This is a genomic window from Microbacterium sp. H37-C3, assembly GCF_027157935.1.
GTDB classification, from domain to species: Bacteria; Actinomycetota; Actinomycetes; order Actinomycetales; family Microbacteriaceae; genus Microbacterium; species Microbacterium plantarum.
In genome coordinates this window covers 119,176-134,682 of sequence record NZ_JAPVLR010000004.1, presented here as the reverse complement: position 1 = coordinate 134,682, position 15,507 = coordinate 119,176, and the positions used below count along the sequence as shown (strand labels likewise).

22 protein-coding genes are annotated in these 15,507 nt (G+C 67.5%); all 22 read left to right on the top strand.

Annotation, left to right across the window (positions count from 1 at the left end):
* Window positions 1-27 precede the first annotated feature (27 nt).
* A complete protein-coding gene (locus O1W71_RS12390) occupies window positions 28-1,704 on the top strand; it encodes a DUF5684 domain-containing protein (RefSeq protein ID WP_269268159.1) in 1,677 nt (558 codons plus the stop codon).
* A 261-nt stretch (window positions 1,705-1,965) separates the two neighbouring features.
* On the top strand, window positions 1,966-2,334 hold the full coding sequence (gene rpsL / locus O1W71_RS12385; RefSeq protein WP_018187369.1) for a 30S ribosomal protein S12: 369 nt from the start codon (window positions 1,966-1,968) through the stop codon (window positions 2,332-2,334).
* Between the two features lie 5 nt (window positions 2,335-2,339).
* Complete coding sequence (gene rpsG / locus O1W71_RS12380) at window positions 2,340-2,810, top strand: 30S ribosomal protein S7 (RefSeq protein ID WP_023954027.1); 471 nt, start codon at window positions 2,340-2,342, stop codon at window positions 2,808-2,810.
* A gap of 69 nt (window positions 2,811-2,879) precedes the next feature.
* On the top strand, window positions 2,880-4,994 hold the full coding sequence (gene fusA, locus O1W71_RS12375; RefSeq protein ID WP_269268158.1) for an elongation factor G: 2,115 nt from the start codon (window positions 2,880-2,882) through the stop codon (window positions 4,992-4,994).
* A 144-nt stretch (window positions 4,995-5,138) separates the two neighbouring features.
* A complete protein-coding gene (gene tuf, locus O1W71_RS12370; protein WP_023954029.1) occupies window positions 5,139-6,332 on the top strand; it encodes an elongation factor Tu in 1,194 nt (397 codons plus the stop codon).
* A 130-nt stretch (window positions 6,333-6,462) separates the two neighbouring features.
* Window positions 6,463-6,678, top strand: a complete 216-nt coding sequence (locus tag O1W71_RS12365; protein ID WP_269268157.1) for an Rv0909 family putative TA system antitoxin — start codon at window positions 6,463-6,465, stop codon at window positions 6,676-6,678.
* Window positions 6,679-6,857: 179 nt separating this feature from the next.
* Window positions 6,858-7,814 carry a hypothetical protein gene (locus tag O1W71_RS12360; RefSeq protein ID WP_269268156.1) on the top strand — a complete coding sequence of 319 codons (957 nt, stop codon included), beginning with the start codon at window positions 6,858-6,860 and terminating at the stop codon, window positions 7,812-7,814.
* A 483-nt stretch (window positions 7,815-8,297) separates the two neighbouring features.
* Entirely contained in the window at window positions 8,298-8,606 is a 309-nt protein-coding gene (gene rpsJ / locus O1W71_RS12355) for a 30S ribosomal protein S10 (protein WP_017201594.1), read from the top strand.
* A gap of 8 nt (window positions 8,607-8,614) precedes the next feature.
* Complete coding sequence (rplC, locus tag O1W71_RS12350) at window positions 8,615-9,274, top strand: 50S ribosomal protein L3 (protein ID WP_023954036.1); 660 nt, start codon at window positions 8,615-8,617, stop codon at window positions 9,272-9,274.
* Between the two features lie 2 nt (window positions 9,275-9,276).
* On the top strand, window positions 9,277-9,939 hold the full coding sequence (gene rplD / locus O1W71_RS12345; protein ID WP_023954038.1) for a 50S ribosomal protein L4: 663 nt from the start codon (window positions 9,277-9,279) through the stop codon (window positions 9,937-9,939).
* On the top strand, window positions 9,936-10,235 hold the full coding sequence (gene rplW / locus O1W71_RS12340) for a 50S ribosomal protein L23 (RefSeq protein WP_023954040.1): 300 nt from the start codon (window positions 9,936-9,938) through the stop codon (window positions 10,233-10,235). The genes rplD and rplW overlap by 4 nt, the downstream gene beginning before the upstream one ends.
* Window positions 10,236-10,259: 24 nt before the next feature.
* Window positions 10,260-11,099: a 50S ribosomal protein L2 gene (gene rplB / locus O1W71_RS12335; protein ID WP_023954042.1), complete on the top strand. Its 840-nt coding sequence runs from the start codon at window positions 10,260-10,262 to the stop codon at window positions 11,097-11,099.
* A gap of 12 nt (window positions 11,100-11,111) precedes the next feature.
* Window positions 11,112-11,393: a 30S ribosomal protein S19 gene (rpsS, locus tag O1W71_RS12330; protein WP_023954043.1), complete on the top strand. Its 282-nt coding sequence runs from the start codon at window positions 11,112-11,114 to the stop codon at window positions 11,391-11,393.
* A gap of 38 nt (window positions 11,394-11,431) precedes the next feature.
* Window positions 11,432-11,830: a 50S ribosomal protein L22 gene (rplV, locus tag O1W71_RS12325; protein ID WP_036304774.1), complete on the top strand. Its 399-nt coding sequence runs from the start codon at window positions 11,432-11,434 to the stop codon at window positions 11,828-11,830.
* The gene (gene rpsC / locus O1W71_RS12320) at window positions 11,830-12,588 is read left to right on the top strand and encodes a 30S ribosomal protein S3 (protein WP_023954045.1); all 759 of its coding nucleotides are present in this window, start codon (window positions 11,830-11,832) and stop codon (window positions 12,586-12,588) included. The genes rplV and rpsC overlap by 1 nt, the downstream gene beginning before the upstream one ends.
* Window positions 12,588-13,007 (top strand): 50S ribosomal protein L16, encoded by a 420-nt coding sequence (gene rplP, locus O1W71_RS12315; RefSeq protein WP_023954047.1) that lies wholly within the window; start codon window positions 12,588-12,590, stop codon window positions 13,005-13,007. The genes rpsC and rplP overlap by 1 nt, the downstream gene beginning before the upstream one ends.
* Complete coding sequence (gene rpmC, locus O1W71_RS12310; RefSeq protein WP_023954048.1) at window positions 13,007-13,315, top strand: 50S ribosomal protein L29; 309 nt, start codon at window positions 13,007-13,009, stop codon at window positions 13,313-13,315. Before rplP ends, rpmC begins: the two co-directional genes overlap by 1 nt.
* On the top strand, window positions 13,315-13,644 hold the full coding sequence (gene rpsQ / locus O1W71_RS12305; protein ID WP_023954049.1) for a 30S ribosomal protein S17: 330 nt from the start codon (window positions 13,315-13,317) through the stop codon (window positions 13,642-13,644). Before rpmC ends, rpsQ begins: the two co-directional genes overlap by 1 nt.
* 4 nt (window positions 13,645-13,648) lie before the next feature.
* Window positions 13,649-14,017: a 50S ribosomal protein L14 gene (gene rplN, locus O1W71_RS12300; RefSeq protein ID WP_023954050.1), complete on the top strand. Its 369-nt coding sequence runs from the start codon at window positions 13,649-13,651 to the stop codon at window positions 14,015-14,017.
* Between the two features lie 2 nt (window positions 14,018-14,019).
* Window positions 14,020-14,379 carry a 50S ribosomal protein L24 gene (gene rplX, locus O1W71_RS12295; protein ID WP_112617789.1) on the top strand — a complete coding sequence of 120 codons (360 nt, stop codon included), beginning with the start codon at window positions 14,020-14,022 and terminating at the stop codon, window positions 14,377-14,379.
* Between the two features lie 2 nt (window positions 14,380-14,381).
* The gene (gene rplE, locus O1W71_RS12290) at window positions 14,382-14,972 is read left to right on the top strand and encodes a 50S ribosomal protein L5 (RefSeq protein ID WP_112617790.1); all 591 of its coding nucleotides are present in this window, start codon (window positions 14,382-14,384) and stop codon (window positions 14,970-14,972) included.
* A 133-nt stretch (window positions 14,973-15,105) separates the two neighbouring features.
* The gene (gene rpsH / locus O1W71_RS12285; protein WP_112617791.1) at window positions 15,106-15,504 is read left to right on the top strand and encodes a 30S ribosomal protein S8; all 399 of its coding nucleotides are present in this window, start codon (window positions 15,106-15,108) and stop codon (window positions 15,502-15,504) included.
* Window positions 15,505-15,507 lie beyond the last annotated feature (3 nt).

Here is a 15,507-nt window from a genome sequence, read left to right as displayed (position 1 = left end):
GCGTCGCGGGCCCTATCGTGGGATGCGATGACCACCTCCGGCAACGAATCGCTCCTCATCCTGCTCGTCGTCCTCTCGACGGTGCTGGGTGCGGTCCTCTATGTCTGGACGGCGCTGGCGCTGGCCGGGCTCTTCCGCAAGACCGACGAGGAGCCGTGGCAGGGGTGGGTGCCGCTGCTGAACATCGCGGTGGTGCTGCGCATCGGCGGCTTCAGCCCGTGGCTCGTCCTCATCGGCCTCGTCCCGGTGCTCGGGCCGCTCGCGGTGTACGTGCTGCTGGTGATGGCGGCGCACCGCATCGGCCGCGGCTTCGGCGCCGGTCCCGGCATGACGGTGCTCGCCGCACTGCTCTTCGTCGTGTGGGCCAGCATCCTCGGTCTCGGTCCCGCCCGCTGGCGGGGCGAGCAGGCCGCCGAGGTCACGGCGCCGCCGTGGGTCTTCACCCCGCCGCTGTCCGAGTCGGAGCCGCAGCGCGACCCGCAGTTCCGCCCGGCCCGCTCTCCCGAGCCGGCGGCGCCGCCGACGCTGGCGAGCCCGACCCTGTCGGCACGTCACTTCAGCCCCGAGCCGCATGCCGCCAGCGGTGAGGCCGATGCGGCCGCCGTACCCGAGCGCGAAGAGGCGCCGACCGACCTGCAGCCGTCGCCGTGGGCGCCGCCGTCGCCGTTCGCCCCCGCCGCGACCACCCCCGCCGCGTCCACCCCCGACGTTTCCGCGCCGGCACCCGATCGCAGCCGGTCGGCGACCGAGCCCGCCGTCGAGCCGGCCGCTCCGGACGTTCACCCGGTCGAGCCGGAACCCGTGGCCGCCGAGCCCGCCGCGGCATCCTCTCCTGAGCAGCAGCCCGACGACGCCCCGGCGCAGCCCGAGGCCCGGCCCGCGTTCTCGGAGCCGGCCCCGAGGGAGGCGCGCGAGCCGATCCTGCGCGAACCCGCCCCGCAGGTCGAGACGCGGCCCGATGAGGATGCCGCCATCCGCGACGCGGACGGCGACGAAGACGGATCCGACGACGCGCGCTGGCCGTCCGAGATCGACGACGTCTCGGCGATCTCGCCGTCGCCGTTCCCGTCTCGGGCGGCATCCGATCGTCCCGGTGTGGTCCCGTCGTTCGCCGACCCCGACTCCGCGTCCGGTTTCGGGGCGGGTCGCCGCACCTGGGATGCCGTCTCGGCGACGCCGATCGCCCGCCGCGCCTTCGCGCGCACGCCCGACGAGTTCCCGGAGCTGTCCGACGAGGTCTCCGCGGTCGCGAGCGCTCCGGCGGCGGGGGCTCCGCGGACGGCCGAAGCGGCGGTCCCCGCGCAGCTGCGCCGCGCCGAGGTCTCCGACGACGGCGACATCGACCACACCGTCGTCGTCGCGCGGCGCCGGGTGTACTGGCAGTTGGTGCTGCCCGACGGGGAGATCGCACCGCTCACCGGTGACGTCGCGATCGTCGGGCGTCAGCCCGCGCCCGACCCCGCCTACCCGCGCGCCCAGCTCGTGGCCATCGAGGACCGCACGCGCACCGTCTCCAAGACGCACGCCCGTCTCGAACTGCGCTCGGGGCTGTGGCACATCACCGACCTGCACTCGACGAACGGCGTCGTGCTGACGAACTTCCTCGGGACCGAGATCGAGCTCGAGCCCGGGTCGGACGCGCCGGCGGGCGAGCGCTTCCTCCTCGGCGACGCCGAACTGCGCATCGAGCGGCCCGGAGCCTGACGCCGATACCACCGGCTCGCATCGGCGTTTGCCCGCCTCGCCGGAGAGGCGTATCATTGATCGGGTGTGCGCTCGTGCGCGCCCTGCGTCGTGCCTCGGTCCGATGATCAGGTCGAAGCGGAGCACGCGAATCGGGATCGTTCTGCGAACAGGACGCCCCCACGGCATATCCACCCTTCGAAAACGCAGCATTCGTGACGCGCCGGTGGATCTGTGGTGAAACCACGACGCTGTCACCGTGCAGCACTACAAGGAGAGAACGTGCCAACCATTCAGCAGTTGGTTCGCAAGGGTCGCTCGCCGAAGGTCACCAAGACCAAGGCGCCCGCTCTGAAGGCGAACCCCCAGCAGGCGGGTGTCTGCACCCGCGTGTACACGACCACGCCCAAGAAGCCGAACTCGGCCATGCGCAAGGTCGCCCGTGTCAAGCTCCGCAACGGCACCGAGGTCACCGCCTACATCCCCGGCGAGGGCCACAACCTGCAGGAGCACTCGCTCGTGCTCGTCCGCGGCGGTCGTGTGAAGGACCTCCCCGGTGTCCGCTACAAGATCGTCCGCGGTGCGCTCGACACCCAGGCCGTCAAGAACCGTAAGCAGGCTCGCAGCCGCTACGGCGCGAAGAAGGGTTGAGTTAGATGCCTCGTAAGGGACCCGCACCCCGCCGCGTCGTCGTCAACGACCCGGTCTACGGTGCTCCGATCGTCACGCAGCTCGTCAACAAGATCCTCGTCGACGGCAAGAAGTCGATCGCCGAGTCGATCGTCTACACCGCCCTCAAGGGTGTCGAGGCCAAGAACGGCCAGGACGCCGTCGCGACGCTTAAGAAGGCGCTCGACAACGTCCGTCCGACCCTCGAGGTCAAGAGCCGCCGCGTCGGTGGCTCGACCTACCAGGTGCCCGTCGAGGTCAAGCCGCACCGCGCGAACACGCTCGCGCTGCGCTGGCTCGTCTCGTACGCCAAGGGCCGTCGTGAGAAGACGATGACCGAGCGCCTGCAGAACGAGATCCTCGACGCCTCGAACGGCCTCGGTGCCGCGGTCAAGCGCCGCGAGGACACCCACAAGATGGCCGAGTCGAACCGCGCCTTCGCGCACTACCGCTGGTAAACAGCTTCTCGGCGCCGGCCGGGGAAACCTCCCCGGCCGGCGCTCCCGACCAAACGTAAGGAACAGCCCGTGGCACAAGAAGTGCTCACCGACCTCAACAAGGTCCGCAATATCGGCATCATGGCGCACATCGATGCCGGCAAGACGACGACGACCGAGCGCATCCTGTTCTACACGGGCGTCAACCACAAGCTCGGCGAGACGCACGACGGCGCCTCGACCACCGACTGGATGGAGCAGGAGAAGGAGCGCGGCATCACGATCACGTCTGCCGCCGTGACCTGCTTCTGGAACAAGAACCAGATCAACATCATCGACACCCCCGGCCACGTCGACTTCACGGTCGAGGTCGAGCGTTCGCTGCGCGTCCTCGACGGCGCGGTGGCGGTCTTCGACGGCAAGGAGGGCGTCGAGCCCCAGTCCGAGACCGTCTGGCGTCAGGCCGACAAGTACGACGTCCCGCGCATCTGCTTCGTCAACAAGATGGACAAGCTGGGCGCCGACTTCTACTTCACCGTCGACACCATCGTCAGCCGCCTGGGCGCCAAGCCGCTCGTGCTGCAGCTCCCGATCGGCGCCGAGAACGACTTCGTGGGCGTCATCGACCTCGTCGAGATGCGCGCGCTGGTCTGGCCCGGCGACGCCAAGGGTGACGTGACCATGGGCGCGAAGTACGAGATCCAGGAGATCCCGGCCGACCTCGCCGACAAGGCCGCTGAGTACCGTCAGCGCCTCCTGGAGGCCGTCGCCGAGTCCGACGACGCGCTGCTCGAGAAGTTCTTCGGTGGCGAGGAGCTCAGCGTCGCCGAGATCAAGGGCGCCATCCGCAAGCTCACCGTCGCCGGCGAGCTGTACCCGGTGCTCTGCGGCTCCGCGTTCAAGAACCGCGGTGTGCAGCCCATGCTCGACGCGGTCGTCGACTTCCTCCCGTCGCCCCTCGACGTGCCCGCCATCGAGGCGCACGACCCGAAGGACGAAGAGAAGATCATCGAGCGTCACCCCGACGCCAACGACCCGTTCGCCGCGCTGGCCTTCAAGGTCGCGGTGCACCCGTTCTTCGGTCGCCTCACCTACGTCCGCGTCTACTCGGGTCACCTCGACTCGGGTGCGCAGGTCATCAACTCGACCAAGGGCAAGAAGGAGCGCATCGGAAAGATCTTCCAGATGCACGCCAACAAGGAGAACCCGGTCGACTCGCTCACCGCGGGCAACATCTACGCCGTCATCGGCCTGAAGGACACCACCACCGGTGACACCCTCGCCGACCCGGCCGAGCCCGTCGTCCTCGAGTCGATGACGTTCCCCGAGCCCGTCATCGAGGTCGCGATCGAGCCGAAGACCAAGGCCGACCAGGAGAAGCTGGGTGTCGCCATCCAGAAGCTCGCCGAAGAGGACCCGACGTTCCGCACCGAGCTCAACCCCGAGACGGGTCAGACCGTCATCAAGGGCATGGGCGAGCTGCACCTCGACATCCTCGTCGACCGCATGAAGCGCGAGTTCCGCGTCGAGGCGAACGTCGGCAAGCCGCAGGTCGCGTACCGCGAGACGATCAAGAAGGCCGTCGAGCGTCACGACTACACCCACAAGAAGCAGACCGGTGGTTCGGGTCAGTTCGCGAAGATCCAGTTCGCGATCGAGCCGCTCGAGGTCACGGCCGACAAGACGTACGAGTTCGAGAACAAGGTCACCGGTGGCCGCATCCCGCGCGAGTACATCGAGCCGACCAACCAGGGCTTCCAGGACGCGATGAATGTCGGCGTGCTCGCCGGCTACCCCATCGTGGGTGTCAAGGCGATCCTCATCGACGGCGCGTCGCACGACGTCGACTCGTCCGAGATGGCGTTCAAGATCGCCGGCTCGATGGGCTTCAAGGAGGCGCTGCGCAAGGCCAACCCGGTCATCCTCGAGCCCCTGATGGCTGTCGAGGTGCGTACGCCCGAGGAGTACATGGGCGACGTCATCGGCGACCTGAACTCGCGTCGTGGCCAGATCCAGTCGATGGAGGACGGCTCGGGCATCAAGATCGTCCGCGCTCTCGTCCCCCTGTCGGAGATGTTCGGCTACATCGGCGACCTGCGCTCGAAGACTTCGGGCCGCGCGGTCTACTCGATGGAGTTCGACAGCTACTCCGAGGTCCCGCGCGCGGTGGCCGACGAGATCGTCCAGAAGAACAAGGGCGAGTAAGCCCTCGGGATGCCGGGGGCCCAGGCTCCCGGCATCCACTCAAACTGAATATCGACCTCTCTACTAGAGTGAAAACATCCCCGTAGAGAACCGGTCGCAATCCAGCGCCCGGAGATCTACAACGACAGTCCTGAGGAGGACCCAGTGGCTAAGGCCAAGTTCGAGCGGACCAAGCCGCACGTCAACATCGGAACCATCGGTCACGTCGACCACGGCAAGACGACGCTCACCGCGGCGATCTCGAAGGTGCTCGCCGACAAGTACCCGTCGGCCACCAACGTGCAGCGTGACTTCGCGTCCATCGACTCGGCGCCCGAAGAGCGTCAGCGTGGTATCACGATCAACATCTCGCACGTCGAGTACGAGACCCCCAAGCGTCACTACGCTCACGTCGACGCCCCGGGTCACGCTGACTACATCAAGAACATGATCACCGGTGCCGCTCAGATGGACGGCGCGATCCTCGTGGTCGCCGCCACCGACGGCCCGATGGCTCAGACCCGCGAGCACGTCCTGCTCGCCAAGCAGGTCGGCGTTCCCTACCTGCTGGTCGCGCTCAACAAGTCGGACATGGTCGACGACGAGGAGATCCTGGAGCTCGTCGAGCTCGAGGTTCGCGAGCTCCTGTCGTCGCAGGACTTCGACGGCGACAACGCTCCTGTCGTCCGCGTCTCGGGCCTGAAGGCTCTCGAGGGCGACGAGAAGTGGGTCAACGCGATCGTCGAGCTCATGGATGCCGTCGACGAGTCGATCCCCGACCCGGTGCGTGACAAGGACAAGCCGTTCCTCATGCCCGTCGAGGACGTCTTCACGATCACCGGTCGTGGAACCGTCGTCACGGGCCGCGCCGAGCGCGGCACCCTCGCCATCAACTCCGAGGTCGAGATCGTCGGCATCCGCCCGACGCAGAAGACCACGGTCACCGGTATCGAGATGTTCCACAAGCAGCTCGACGAGGCCTGGGCCGGCGAGAACTGTGGTCTGCTCCTCCGCGGCACCAAGCGTGACGACGTCGAGCGTGGCCAGGTCGTCGTGAAGCCGGGTTCGGTTACCCCGCACACCAACTTCGAGGGCACTGCCTACATCCTCTCGAAGGAGGAGGGTGGCCGTCACAACCCCTTCTACACGAACTACCGTCCGCAGTTCTACTTCCGCACCACGGACGTCACCGGCGTCATCTCGCTGCCCGAGGGCACCGAGATGGTCATGCCCGGTGACACCACCGACATGTCGGTCGAGCTCATCCAGCCGATCGCCATGGAAGAGGGCCTCGGCTTCGCGATCCGTGAGGGTGGCCGCACCGTCGGCGCCGGCACGGTGACCAAGATCATCAAGTAAGTCTCGCGACTTCCTTCGCGGAACCCCTCGGACCTTCGGGTGCGGGGGGTTTCGTCGTTTCCGCAAGCTGTTGACGCGGTGTGCCGCCACGCGCTCTCATAGCGGGATACGACCCGACGAAAGGACGATCATGGGCGTCGACGACATCATCAATAAGGGCAAGCAGATGTTCGAGCAGAACCGCGACAAGATCGAGGAAGCGCTGCGGAGCGAGAAGGCCGAGGAGGTCAGCGACAAGTTCCTCCAGGGTGCGGCGGATGCCGTGAAGAAGGTCGTCCCGGAGCAGCACCATGGCAAGGTCGACGAGGTCCGCGAGAACGTCGACAAGAACATCGGCAACCAGTAGGCCGAGCGCCGAGAACGCACCGCCTCCGCGAGAGCGCACCGTGAACGGTGCGTGGTCGCGGGGTCGGTGCGTTCTCGCGTTCGGGGCGGTGGTTCCTCCCCAGGACGGGCGGGGGCGGGAGCGTGCACGGGGAGCGGGGGGCGCGGATGCGGGGGCGGCGCGGGCGGCATCGTGGGGGAGTGACCGAATGCGATGATCTCATCCTCCGGCGCGATGCGCGCCGTCGCGGCGAGACGTCCACGCTCGAACGGGCCGTCGGTGACGGAGAGCTCGTGCGCGTCCGGCGGGGCGTCTACGTCGCGGCGGCGCGCTGGGCGGCCGCGCGACCGGAGGCGCGGATGCGGCTGCGCGCGCACGCCCTCGCCGCTGTCGCGACCCGCGAGCCGGTCTTCTCGCACACGACGGCCGCCGCGCTGCACGGACTGCCGGTCCACCGAGGCGACGACTCCCGGGTGCATACGCTCGAGCTCGGTCCGGCGCCCGCGCCGAGTCGCAGCGACGTCGTGCGCCACCGGCACGAGGTCGCGGACGCCGACGTCTCGCGCATCGGTGCGTTGCAGGCGACGAACCTCGCGCGCACGGTGTTCGACCTGCTCTGCGCCGAGAAGGCCGAGACCGCGACGGCAGCGATGGACGCGGCGCTGCGAGCGGCGGCGTGGCGCGGCAACGGCGCCTACGACCCCGCCGCCGCCGCAGCGCTCGTCGCCGATGTGACTGCTCGCATCGAGCAGGCGCCCGGTGCCCGCGGCATCCGCAGTGCGCGGTTCGTCGCCTCGATCGCCGACGGGCGGGCACAGCTGCCGGGCGAGAGCATCAGCCGGCTGTGGATGCTGCAGCTGGGCGCTGCGGAACCGGTGCTCCAGCATCCCGTCGCGATCGGCGATGGGCAGTGGGCGTTCCTCGACTTCGCGTGGCCTCGGCTGCGGAGGTTCGGCGAGTTCGACGGCGACGGCAAGTACCTCGACCCGGCGTTGACGGGCGGACGCTCGCCCCGCGACGTATTGCACGCCCAGCGCGAGCGCGAGAGTCGCGTCGTCGCGGCGACCGGCTGGACCCCGGTGCGCTGGGGCTGGGAGCGCCTGGAATCCCGCCCGACGTTCGCCGCATTCCTCCGCGCCCACGGTCTCCTGCGTTGAGCGCGATCCGTCGCTCCGAGGACGCACCGTCGCCGCGAGGGTGCACCATAGAAGGTGCGTGTTCGCGGGGAGAGTGCGTGCTCGGCGGCCCGCCGCCACGGTGCGGGACGCGACGCGACGCGGATATCGCGACACGCCCGGGTTTGCGACACGCCCGGGCGGCACGTAGACTATTCAGGTTCCACATTCCGACGGGTGCCCAGCATCCCGGATCACTGTCACGACAGTGCATAGGCGGCGCGAAGCGCAGAGTCCTAGGCCGCGGGCAGATGAACATCGAACCCCACACCGACCTGGAGACAGGATGCGCGCGTGCGCGCACGGTGCGGAACCGCAGGGAGACCCGCGGGTTTGACATCAGAACAGTGGTGCAGCATCACCGCCCCGGCGGTGAGAAGTGCCCGGCGCAGACCGCGCCACCGGGCGTCCAATGCGCTCGCGACCAGCGAGACGTAAGACGCGATAAAGAGAGTGAGCAGACAAATGGCGGGACAGAAGATCCGCATTCGCCTGAAGTCGTACGACCACGAGGTCATCGACACCTCGGCACGCAAGATCGTCGACACCGTGACCCGTGCGGGCGCGACTGTCGTCGGACCCGTGCCGCTGCCGACCGAGAAGAACGTCGTGTGCGTCATCCGGTCGCCCCACAAGTACAAGGACAGCCGCGAGCACTTCGAGATGCGCACCCACAAGCGTCTGATCGACATCGTCGACCCGACGCCCAAGGCTGTCGACTCGCTCATGCGACTCGACCTCCCGGCCGACGTCAACATCGAGATCAAGCTCTGAGGTTCGACATGGCTGACATCAACTCCAAGGTTTCCAAGGGCCTCCTCGGCACCAAGCTCGGCATGACCCAGGTCTGGAACGAGCAGGGCAAGCTCGTCCCCGTCACGGTCATCGAGATCGCGCCGAACGTGGTCACCCAGGTCCGTACGCCCGAGAAGGACGGCTACTCGGCCGTCCAGATCGCTGCCGGCCAGATCGACCCCCGCAAGGTCAACAAGCCCCTCACGGCCCACTTCGAGGCCGCCGGCGTGACCCCCCGTCGCCACCTCACCGAGGTGCGCACGGCGGATGCCGCTGACTACTCACTCGGTCAGGAGCTCACCGCCGGTGACACGTTCGAGGCCGGCCAGCTGGTCGACGTCGTCGGCACCAGCAAGGGCAAGGGCACCGCGGGTGTCATGAAGCGCCACAACTTCAAGGGCGTCTCGGCCTCGCACGGTGCGCACCGCAACCACCGCAAGCCCGGTTCCATCGGTGCCTCGTCGACGCCCAGCCGCGTCTTCAAGGGCATGCGCATGGCCGGCCGCATGGGTGGCGAGCGCGTGACCGTCCTCAACCTCACGGTGCACGCCGTCGACGCCGAGAAGGGTCTGCTGCTCGTCAAGGGCGCCGTCCCCGGTGCACGCGGCCGCATCGTCTACGTCCGCAACGCTGTGAAGGGTGCCTGATCATGGCTGACTCGACTCTCGCGCTCGACGTCCGGAGCGCCTCCGGCAAGAAGGCCGGCTCCGTGGAGCTGCCCGCCGCGCTCTTCGACGTCAAGACCAACGTTCCCCTCATCCACCAGGTCGTCGTCGCGCAGCTCGCGGCGGCTCGCCAGGGCACCCACTCGACCAAGCGTCGCGGTGAGGTCTCGGGCGCCGGCCGCAAGCCCTTCAAGCAGAAGGGCACGGGTAACGCCCGTCAGGGCTCGATCCGCGCGCCGCACATGACCGGTGGTGGCATCGTGCACGGCCCCAAGCCGCGCAACTACTCGCAGCGCACCCCCAAGAAGATGGTCGCCGCCGCGCTCCTCGGAGCGCTCAGCGACCGTGCTCGCGGCCAGCGTCTGCACATCGTCGACTCGTTCGGTGTCGAGGGCACGCCCTCGACCAAGGCTGCTGCGGCGGTTCTGACCGGCCTCGGCGCCACGAAGAACGTCCTCGTGGTCATCGAGCGCGGTGACGAGATCACCGTCAAGAGCGTGCGCAACCTCGCGTACGTCCACGTGCTGACGTTCGACCAGCTCAACGCCTACGACGTGCTCGTCTCGGACGACCTCGTCTTCACCAAGGCCGCCTACGACGCGTTCGTCGCGTCCAAGGCCGGCGCCACCGAGGAGGTCTCGGCATGACCGCCGTCAACAAGGACCCGCGCGACATCATCCTGAAGCCGGTCGTCTCCGAGAAGAGCTACGGGCTCATCGACGAGGGCAAGTACACGTTCCTCGTGGACCCCCGTGCGTCGAAGACCGAGATCAAGCTCGCGATCGAGAAGATCTTCGGCGTCAAGGTCGCAGCGGTCAACACGCTCAACCGCGCGGGCAAGTCCCGTCGCACCCGCTTCGGCACCGGCAAGCGCAAGGACACCAAGCGCGCCATCGTCACCCTGAAGTCGGGCACCATCGACATCTTCACGGCAGTCGGCTGACGGTCGGGATAGAGGACAACGAACATGGCTATTCGCAAGTACAAGCCCACGACCCCGGGTCGCCGCGGTTCGTCGGTGGCCGACTTCGCCGAGATCACCCGATCGACGCCCGAGAAGTCGCTCCTCCGCCCGATCGCCAAGACCGGTGGCCGTAACAACCAGGGCCGCATCACGACGCGTCACATCGGTGGTGGCCACAAGCGCCAGTACCGCGTGATCGACTTCCGTCGCAACGACAAGGACGGCGTCAACGCCAAGGTCGCTCACATCGAGTACGACCCCAACCGCACCGCGCGCATCGCGCTGCTGCACTACTTCGACGGCGAGAAGCGCTACATCATCGCCCCGAACAAGCTCCAGCAGGGCGACATCGTCGAGTCGGGTGCCGGCGCCGACATCAAGCCCGGCAACAACCTGCCGCTGCGCAACATCCCGACCGGTACGGTCATCCACGCCATCGAGCTCCGTCCCGGCGGCGGCGCGAAGATGGCTCGCTCGGCCGGCGCCAGCGTGCGTCTGGTCGCGAAGGACGGCCCCTACGCCCAGCTGCGTCTGCCCTCGGGCGAGATCCGCAACGTCGATGCGCGCTGCCGCGCGACCATCGGCGAGGTCGGCAACGCCGAGCAGTCGAACATCAACTGGGGCAAGGCCGGCCGCAAGCGCTGGAAGGGCGTTCGCCCGACGGTTCGTGGTGTCGCCATGAACCCGGTCGACCACCCGCACGGTGGTGGTGAGGGCAAGACGTCCGGTGGACGTCACCCCGTCACTCCCTGGGGCCAGGCTGAGGGTCGCACCCGCCACCCCAACAAGGAGAGCGACAAGTACATCGTCCGCCGTCGCAACGCCGGCAAGAAGCGCAAGTAGGAGTAGAGGAAGATGCCTCGCAGCCTGAAGAAGGGCCCCTTCGTCGACGAGCACCTGCTTCGCAAGGTGGTCGCGCAGAACGAAGCCGGCTCCAAGAACGTCATCAAGACCTGGTCGCGCCGTTCGATGATCATCCCGGCCATGCTCGGCCACACGATCGCCGTGCACGACGGACGCAAGCACATCCCCGTGTTCGTGTCCGAGACCATGGTCGGCCACAAGCTGGGCGAATTCGCGCCCACCCGCACCTTCCGCGGCCACGTGAAGGACGACAAGAAGGGCCGCCGCCGCTGACGCGGGGGCAGTTCCAGAGAGGACAGAGGAGGAGAGACATGGTGGAATCCACCGCGCGCGTGAAGCACATCCGCGTGACCCCTCAGAAGGCTCGTCGTGTCGTCGCGCTCATCAAGGGCAAGCAGGCTCAGGAGGCACTCGCCATCCTGAAGTTCGCCCCGCAGAGCGCCAGCGAGCCGATTTACAAGCTCGTCGCCTCGGCCGTCGCGAACGCTCGCGTCAAGGCCGATAAGGACAACGAGTTCCTGGACGATGCAGACCTGTACGTGAAGAACGCGTACGTCGACGAGGGCACGACGCTCAAGCGTTTCCAGCCCCGCGCCCAGGGTCGTGCCTTCCAGATCAAGAAGCGCACGAGCCACATCACGGTCGTGCTGTCGACGCCGGAGAACGCGGATGCCGCGGCCGCCGGTACGAGCAAGAAGGCGAGCAAGTAATGGGACAGAAAGTCAACCCGTACGGCTTCCGCCTCGGCATCACCACGGACCACGTGTCGCGTTGGTTCTCGGACTCGACCAAGCCGGGCCAGCGTTACGCCGACTACGTCGCCGAGGACATCAAGATCCGTCGTCTGCTGACCACGTCGCTCGACCGCGCCGGCGTCAGCAACATCGAGATCGAGCGCACCCGTGACCGCGTCCGCGTCGACATCCACACCGCCCGCCCGGGCATCGTGATCGGTCGTCGTGGCGCCGAGGCCGAGCGCATCCGCGCCGACCTCGAGAAGCTCACCGGCAAGCAGATCCAGCTCAACATCCTCGAGGTCAAGAACCCCGAGGCCGACGCCCAGCTCGTCGCGCAGGGCATCGCCGAGCAGCTCTCCGCTCGTGTGGCTTTCCGCCGCGCGATGCGCAAGGGTCTGCAGGGCGCTCAGCGCGCCGGTGCCAAGGGCATCCGGATCCAGGTCTCGGGCCGCCTCGGCGGCGCGGAGATGAGCCGCTCGGAGTTCTACCGCGAGGGCCGCGTGCCCCTGCACACGCTCCGCGCGAACATCGACTACGGCTTCTACGAGGCCAAGACCACCTTCGGCCGCATCGGCGTGAAGGTCTGGATCTACAAGGGCGACCTGACGGCCAAGGAGCTCGCTCGCGAGCAGGCCAACGCGCCGAAGACCTCGCGCGGTCGCGACGACCGCGGTGACCGCCGTCGCGGTCCCCGCAACGAGGCCCCCGTGGCGGAAGGAGCGTCGGCCTGATGCTTATCCCCCGCAAGGTCAAGTACCGCAAGCAGCACCACCCCAAGCGCGATGGCCAGGCCACCGGCGGCACGAAGGTGTCCTTCGGCGAGTTCGGTATCCAGGCACTCACGCCCGCTTACGTGACGAACCGTCAGATCGAGTCCGCTCGTATCGCCATGACGCGTCACATCAAGCGTGGCGGCAAGGTGTGGATCAACGTCTACCCCGACCGTCCGCTCACCAAGAAGCCCGCCGAGACCCGCATGGGTTCGGGTAAGGGCTCGCCGGAGTGGTGGGTCGCCAACGTCAAGCCGGGTCGCGTCCTCTTCGAGGTCGCCGGAGTCAACGAGGAGCTCGCTCGCGAGGCCCTGACCCGTGCCATTCACAAGCTGCCGCTGAAGGCACGCATCATCAAGCGCGAGGAGGGCGACGCGTAATGGCTGTCGGCACCAAGACGCTCGCCCCGAGCGAGCTCGACACGTTCGAAGACCAGCGCCTCGTCGAGGAGCTGCGCAAGGCCAAGGAAGAGCTGTTCAACCTGCGCTTCCAGTCGGCCACCGGCCAGCTCGAGAGCCACGGCCGCATCCGTGCGGTCAAGCGCGACATCGCGCGGCTCTACACGGTGATCCGCGAGCGCGAGCTCGGCATTCGTGCCACGCCCGTCGCGGAGGCGCCGAAGGCGAAGAAGACCAAGGCCAAGAAGGCGGATGACGCCACCGAGGCCGCGAAGGAAGAGACCGAGTAATGGCTACCGACAAGAACGCCGCTGAGGCTGTCGCCGAGGGCCACGAGCACGGCGAGCACGACGTCCGCGACCCGCAGGCCCGCGGTTACCGCAAGGCTCGTCGCGGCTACGTCGTGAGCGACAAGATGGACAAGACGATCGTCGTCGAGGTCGAGGACCGCGTGAAGCACCCGCTCTACGGCAAGGTCATCCGCCGCACGTCGAAGGTCAAGGCCCACGACGAGGCCAACACCGCCGGCATCGGCGACCTCGTCCTCATCAACGAGACTCGCCCGCTGAGCGCCACCAAGCGCTGGCGTCTGGTCGAGGTCCTCGAGAAGGCGAAGTGATCTCATGATTCAGACCGAATCCCGCCTCAAGGTCGCCGACAACACCGGCGCCAAGGAGCTGCTCACCATCCGCGTGCTCGGCGGCTCCGCCCGCCGGTACGCCGGACTGGGCGACATCATCGTCGCCACCGTCAAGGACGCGATCCCCGGTGGCAACGTCAAGAAGGGTGATGTCGTCAAGGCCGTCATCGTCCGCACCGTCAAGCAGACGCGCCGTCCCGACGGCTCGTACATCAAGTTCGACGAGAACGCCGCCGTCATCCTGAAGAACGACGGGGAGCCCCGTGGCACCCGCATCTTCGGACCGGTCGGTCGTGAGCTTCGCGACAAGAAGTTCATGAAGATCGTCTCGCTCGCCCCGGAGGTCATCTGATCATGGCGAACATCAAGAAGGGTGACCTGGTTCAGGTCATCACGGGCGCCAAGCCCGAGCGCGGCGGCGACCGTGGCAAGCAGGGCAAGGTCCTCGAGGTCCTCGTCGAGCAGAACCGCGTCATCGTCGAGGGCGTGAACTACGTCACCAAGCACACCCGCGTCGGCCAGACGCAGCGTGGCACCAAGACGGGCGGCATCGAGACCTTCGAGGCCCCCATCCACATCTCGAACGTCCAGGTCGTCGACCCCGAGACGAAGAAGCCGACCCGCGTCGGCCACCGCGTCGAGGAGAAGACGAAGGACGGCGTGAAGCGCACCGTCCGCGTGCGTTACGCGAAGAAGAGCGGCAAGGACCTCTGAATATGAGCAGCACCACTGCCGCGGCGGCTGGCAAGATCCAGCCCCGCCTGAAGCAGAAGTACCAGAGCGAGATCAAGAAGGCTCTGCAGGAAGAGTTCGGCTACGCCAACGTCATGCAGATCCCCGGTCTCGTGAAGGTCGTCGTGAACACCGGTGTCGGCGAGGCAGCTCGCGACAGCAAGGTGATCGACGGCGCCGTGGACGACCTGACGAAGATCACGGGTCAGAAGCCGATCGTCACGAAGGCCCGCAAGTCCATCGCGCAGTTCAAGCTGCGCGAGGGCCAGGCCATCGGCGCGCACGTCACCCTCCGCGGTGACCGTGCGTGGGAGTTCATCGACCGTCTCGTGAACCTCGCGCTGCCCCGCATCCGCGACTTCCGCGGTCTGTCGCCCAAGCAGTTCGACGGTCACGGCAACTACACCTTCGGTCTGCAGGAGCAGGCGGTCTTCCACGAGATCAACCAGGACCGGATCGACCGCGTCCGTGGTTTCGACATCACGATCGTCACCACGGCGAAGTCGGATGACGAGGGACGCTCGCTGCTCCGCCAGCTCGGCTTCCCGTTCAAGTCGGACGACGCCCAGGCGTAATCCGGTACAATCGATCGTTCGGCCTCGGGGCATGCTCCGGGGCCGAACGACTGCACAACTGAATATGGACATTCATCGAAGGTCGCCTGTCGTGTAACGGCAGTCGAAACCTCATGATCGAAGGAACACACCTATGACGATGACAGACCCGGTCGCAGATATGCTGACCCGTCTGCGCAACGCGAACTCGGCGCACCACGACTCCGTGTCGCTGCCGAGCTCGAAGCTCAAGACCAACATCGCCGAGATCCTCAAGCAGGAGGGCTACATCTCCGGCTGGGAGGTCACCGATGCCCGCGTCGGCCAGACCCTCACCATGACGCTGAAGTACGGCCCCAACCGCGAGCGGTCGATCGCCGGCATCAAGCGCGTCTCCAAGCCCGGTCTCCGCGTGTACGCGAAGTCGACCGAGCTGCCCACGGTCCTCGGTGGCCTGGGTGTCGCGATTCTGTCCACCTCCTCTGGCCTCCTCACGGACCGCCAGGCCGACTCGAAGGGCGTCGGCGGGGAAGTCCTCGCCTACGTGTGGTGATCT

Bases quoted from the DNA above. Each gene is read 5' to 3' on its own strand.
- O1W71_RS12390 (WP_269268159.1), top strand. From the start codon at position 28: ATGACCACCTCCGGCAACGAATCGCTCCTCATCCTGCTCGTCGTCCTC.
- rpsG (WP_023954027.1), top strand. From the start codon at position 2,340: ATGCCTCGTAAGGGACCCGCACCCCGCCGCGTCGTCGTCAACGACCCG.
- O1W71_RS12365 (WP_269268157.1), top strand. From the start codon at position 6,463: ATGGGCGTCGACGACATCATCAATAAGGGCAAGCAGATGTTCGAGCAG.
- rpsJ (WP_017201594.1), top strand. From the start codon at position 8,298: ATGGCGGGACAGAAGATCCGCATTCGCCTGAAGTCGTACGACCACGAG.
- rplC (WP_023954036.1), top strand. From the start codon at position 8,615: ATGGCTGACATCAACTCCAAGGTTTCCAAGGGCCTCCTCGGCACCAAG.
- rplD (WP_023954038.1), top strand. From the start codon at position 9,277: ATGGCTGACTCGACTCTCGCGCTCGACGTCCGGAGCGCCTCCGGCAAG.
- rplW (WP_023954040.1), top strand. From the start codon at position 9,936: ATGACCGCCGTCAACAAGGACCCGCGCGACATCATCCTGAAGCCGGTC.
- rplB (WP_023954042.1), top strand. From the start codon at position 10,260: ATGGCTATTCGCAAGTACAAGCCCACGACCCCGGGTCGCCGCGGTTCG.
- rpsS (WP_023954043.1), top strand. From the start codon at position 11,112: ATGCCTCGCAGCCTGAAGAAGGGCCCCTTCGTCGACGAGCACCTGCTT.
- rplV (WP_036304774.1), top strand. From the start codon at position 11,432: ATGGTGGAATCCACCGCGCGCGTGAAGCACATCCGCGTGACCCCTCAG.
- rpsC (WP_023954045.1), top strand. From the start codon at position 11,830: ATGGGACAGAAAGTCAACCCGTACGGCTTCCGCCTCGGCATCACCACG.
- rplP (WP_023954047.1), top strand. From the start codon at position 12,588: ATGCTTATCCCCCGCAAGGTCAAGTACCGCAAGCAGCACCACCCCAAG.
- rpmC (WP_023954048.1), top strand. From the start codon at position 13,007: ATGGCTGTCGGCACCAAGACGCTCGCCCCGAGCGAGCTCGACACGTTC.
- rpsQ (WP_023954049.1), top strand. From the start codon at position 13,315: ATGGCTACCGACAAGAACGCCGCTGAGGCTGTCGCCGAGGGCCACGAG.
- rplN (WP_023954050.1), top strand. From the start codon at position 13,649: ATGATTCAGACCGAATCCCGCCTCAAGGTCGCCGACAACACCGGCGCC.
- rplX (WP_112617789.1), top strand. From the start codon at position 14,020: ATGGCGAACATCAAGAAGGGTGACCTGGTTCAGGTCATCACGGGCGCC.
- rplE (WP_112617790.1), top strand. From the start codon at position 14,382: ATGAGCAGCACCACTGCCGCGGCGGCTGGCAAGATCCAGCCCCGCCTG.
- rpsH (WP_112617791.1), top strand. From the start codon at position 15,106: ATGACGATGACAGACCCGGTCGCAGATATGCTGACCCGTCTGCGCAAC.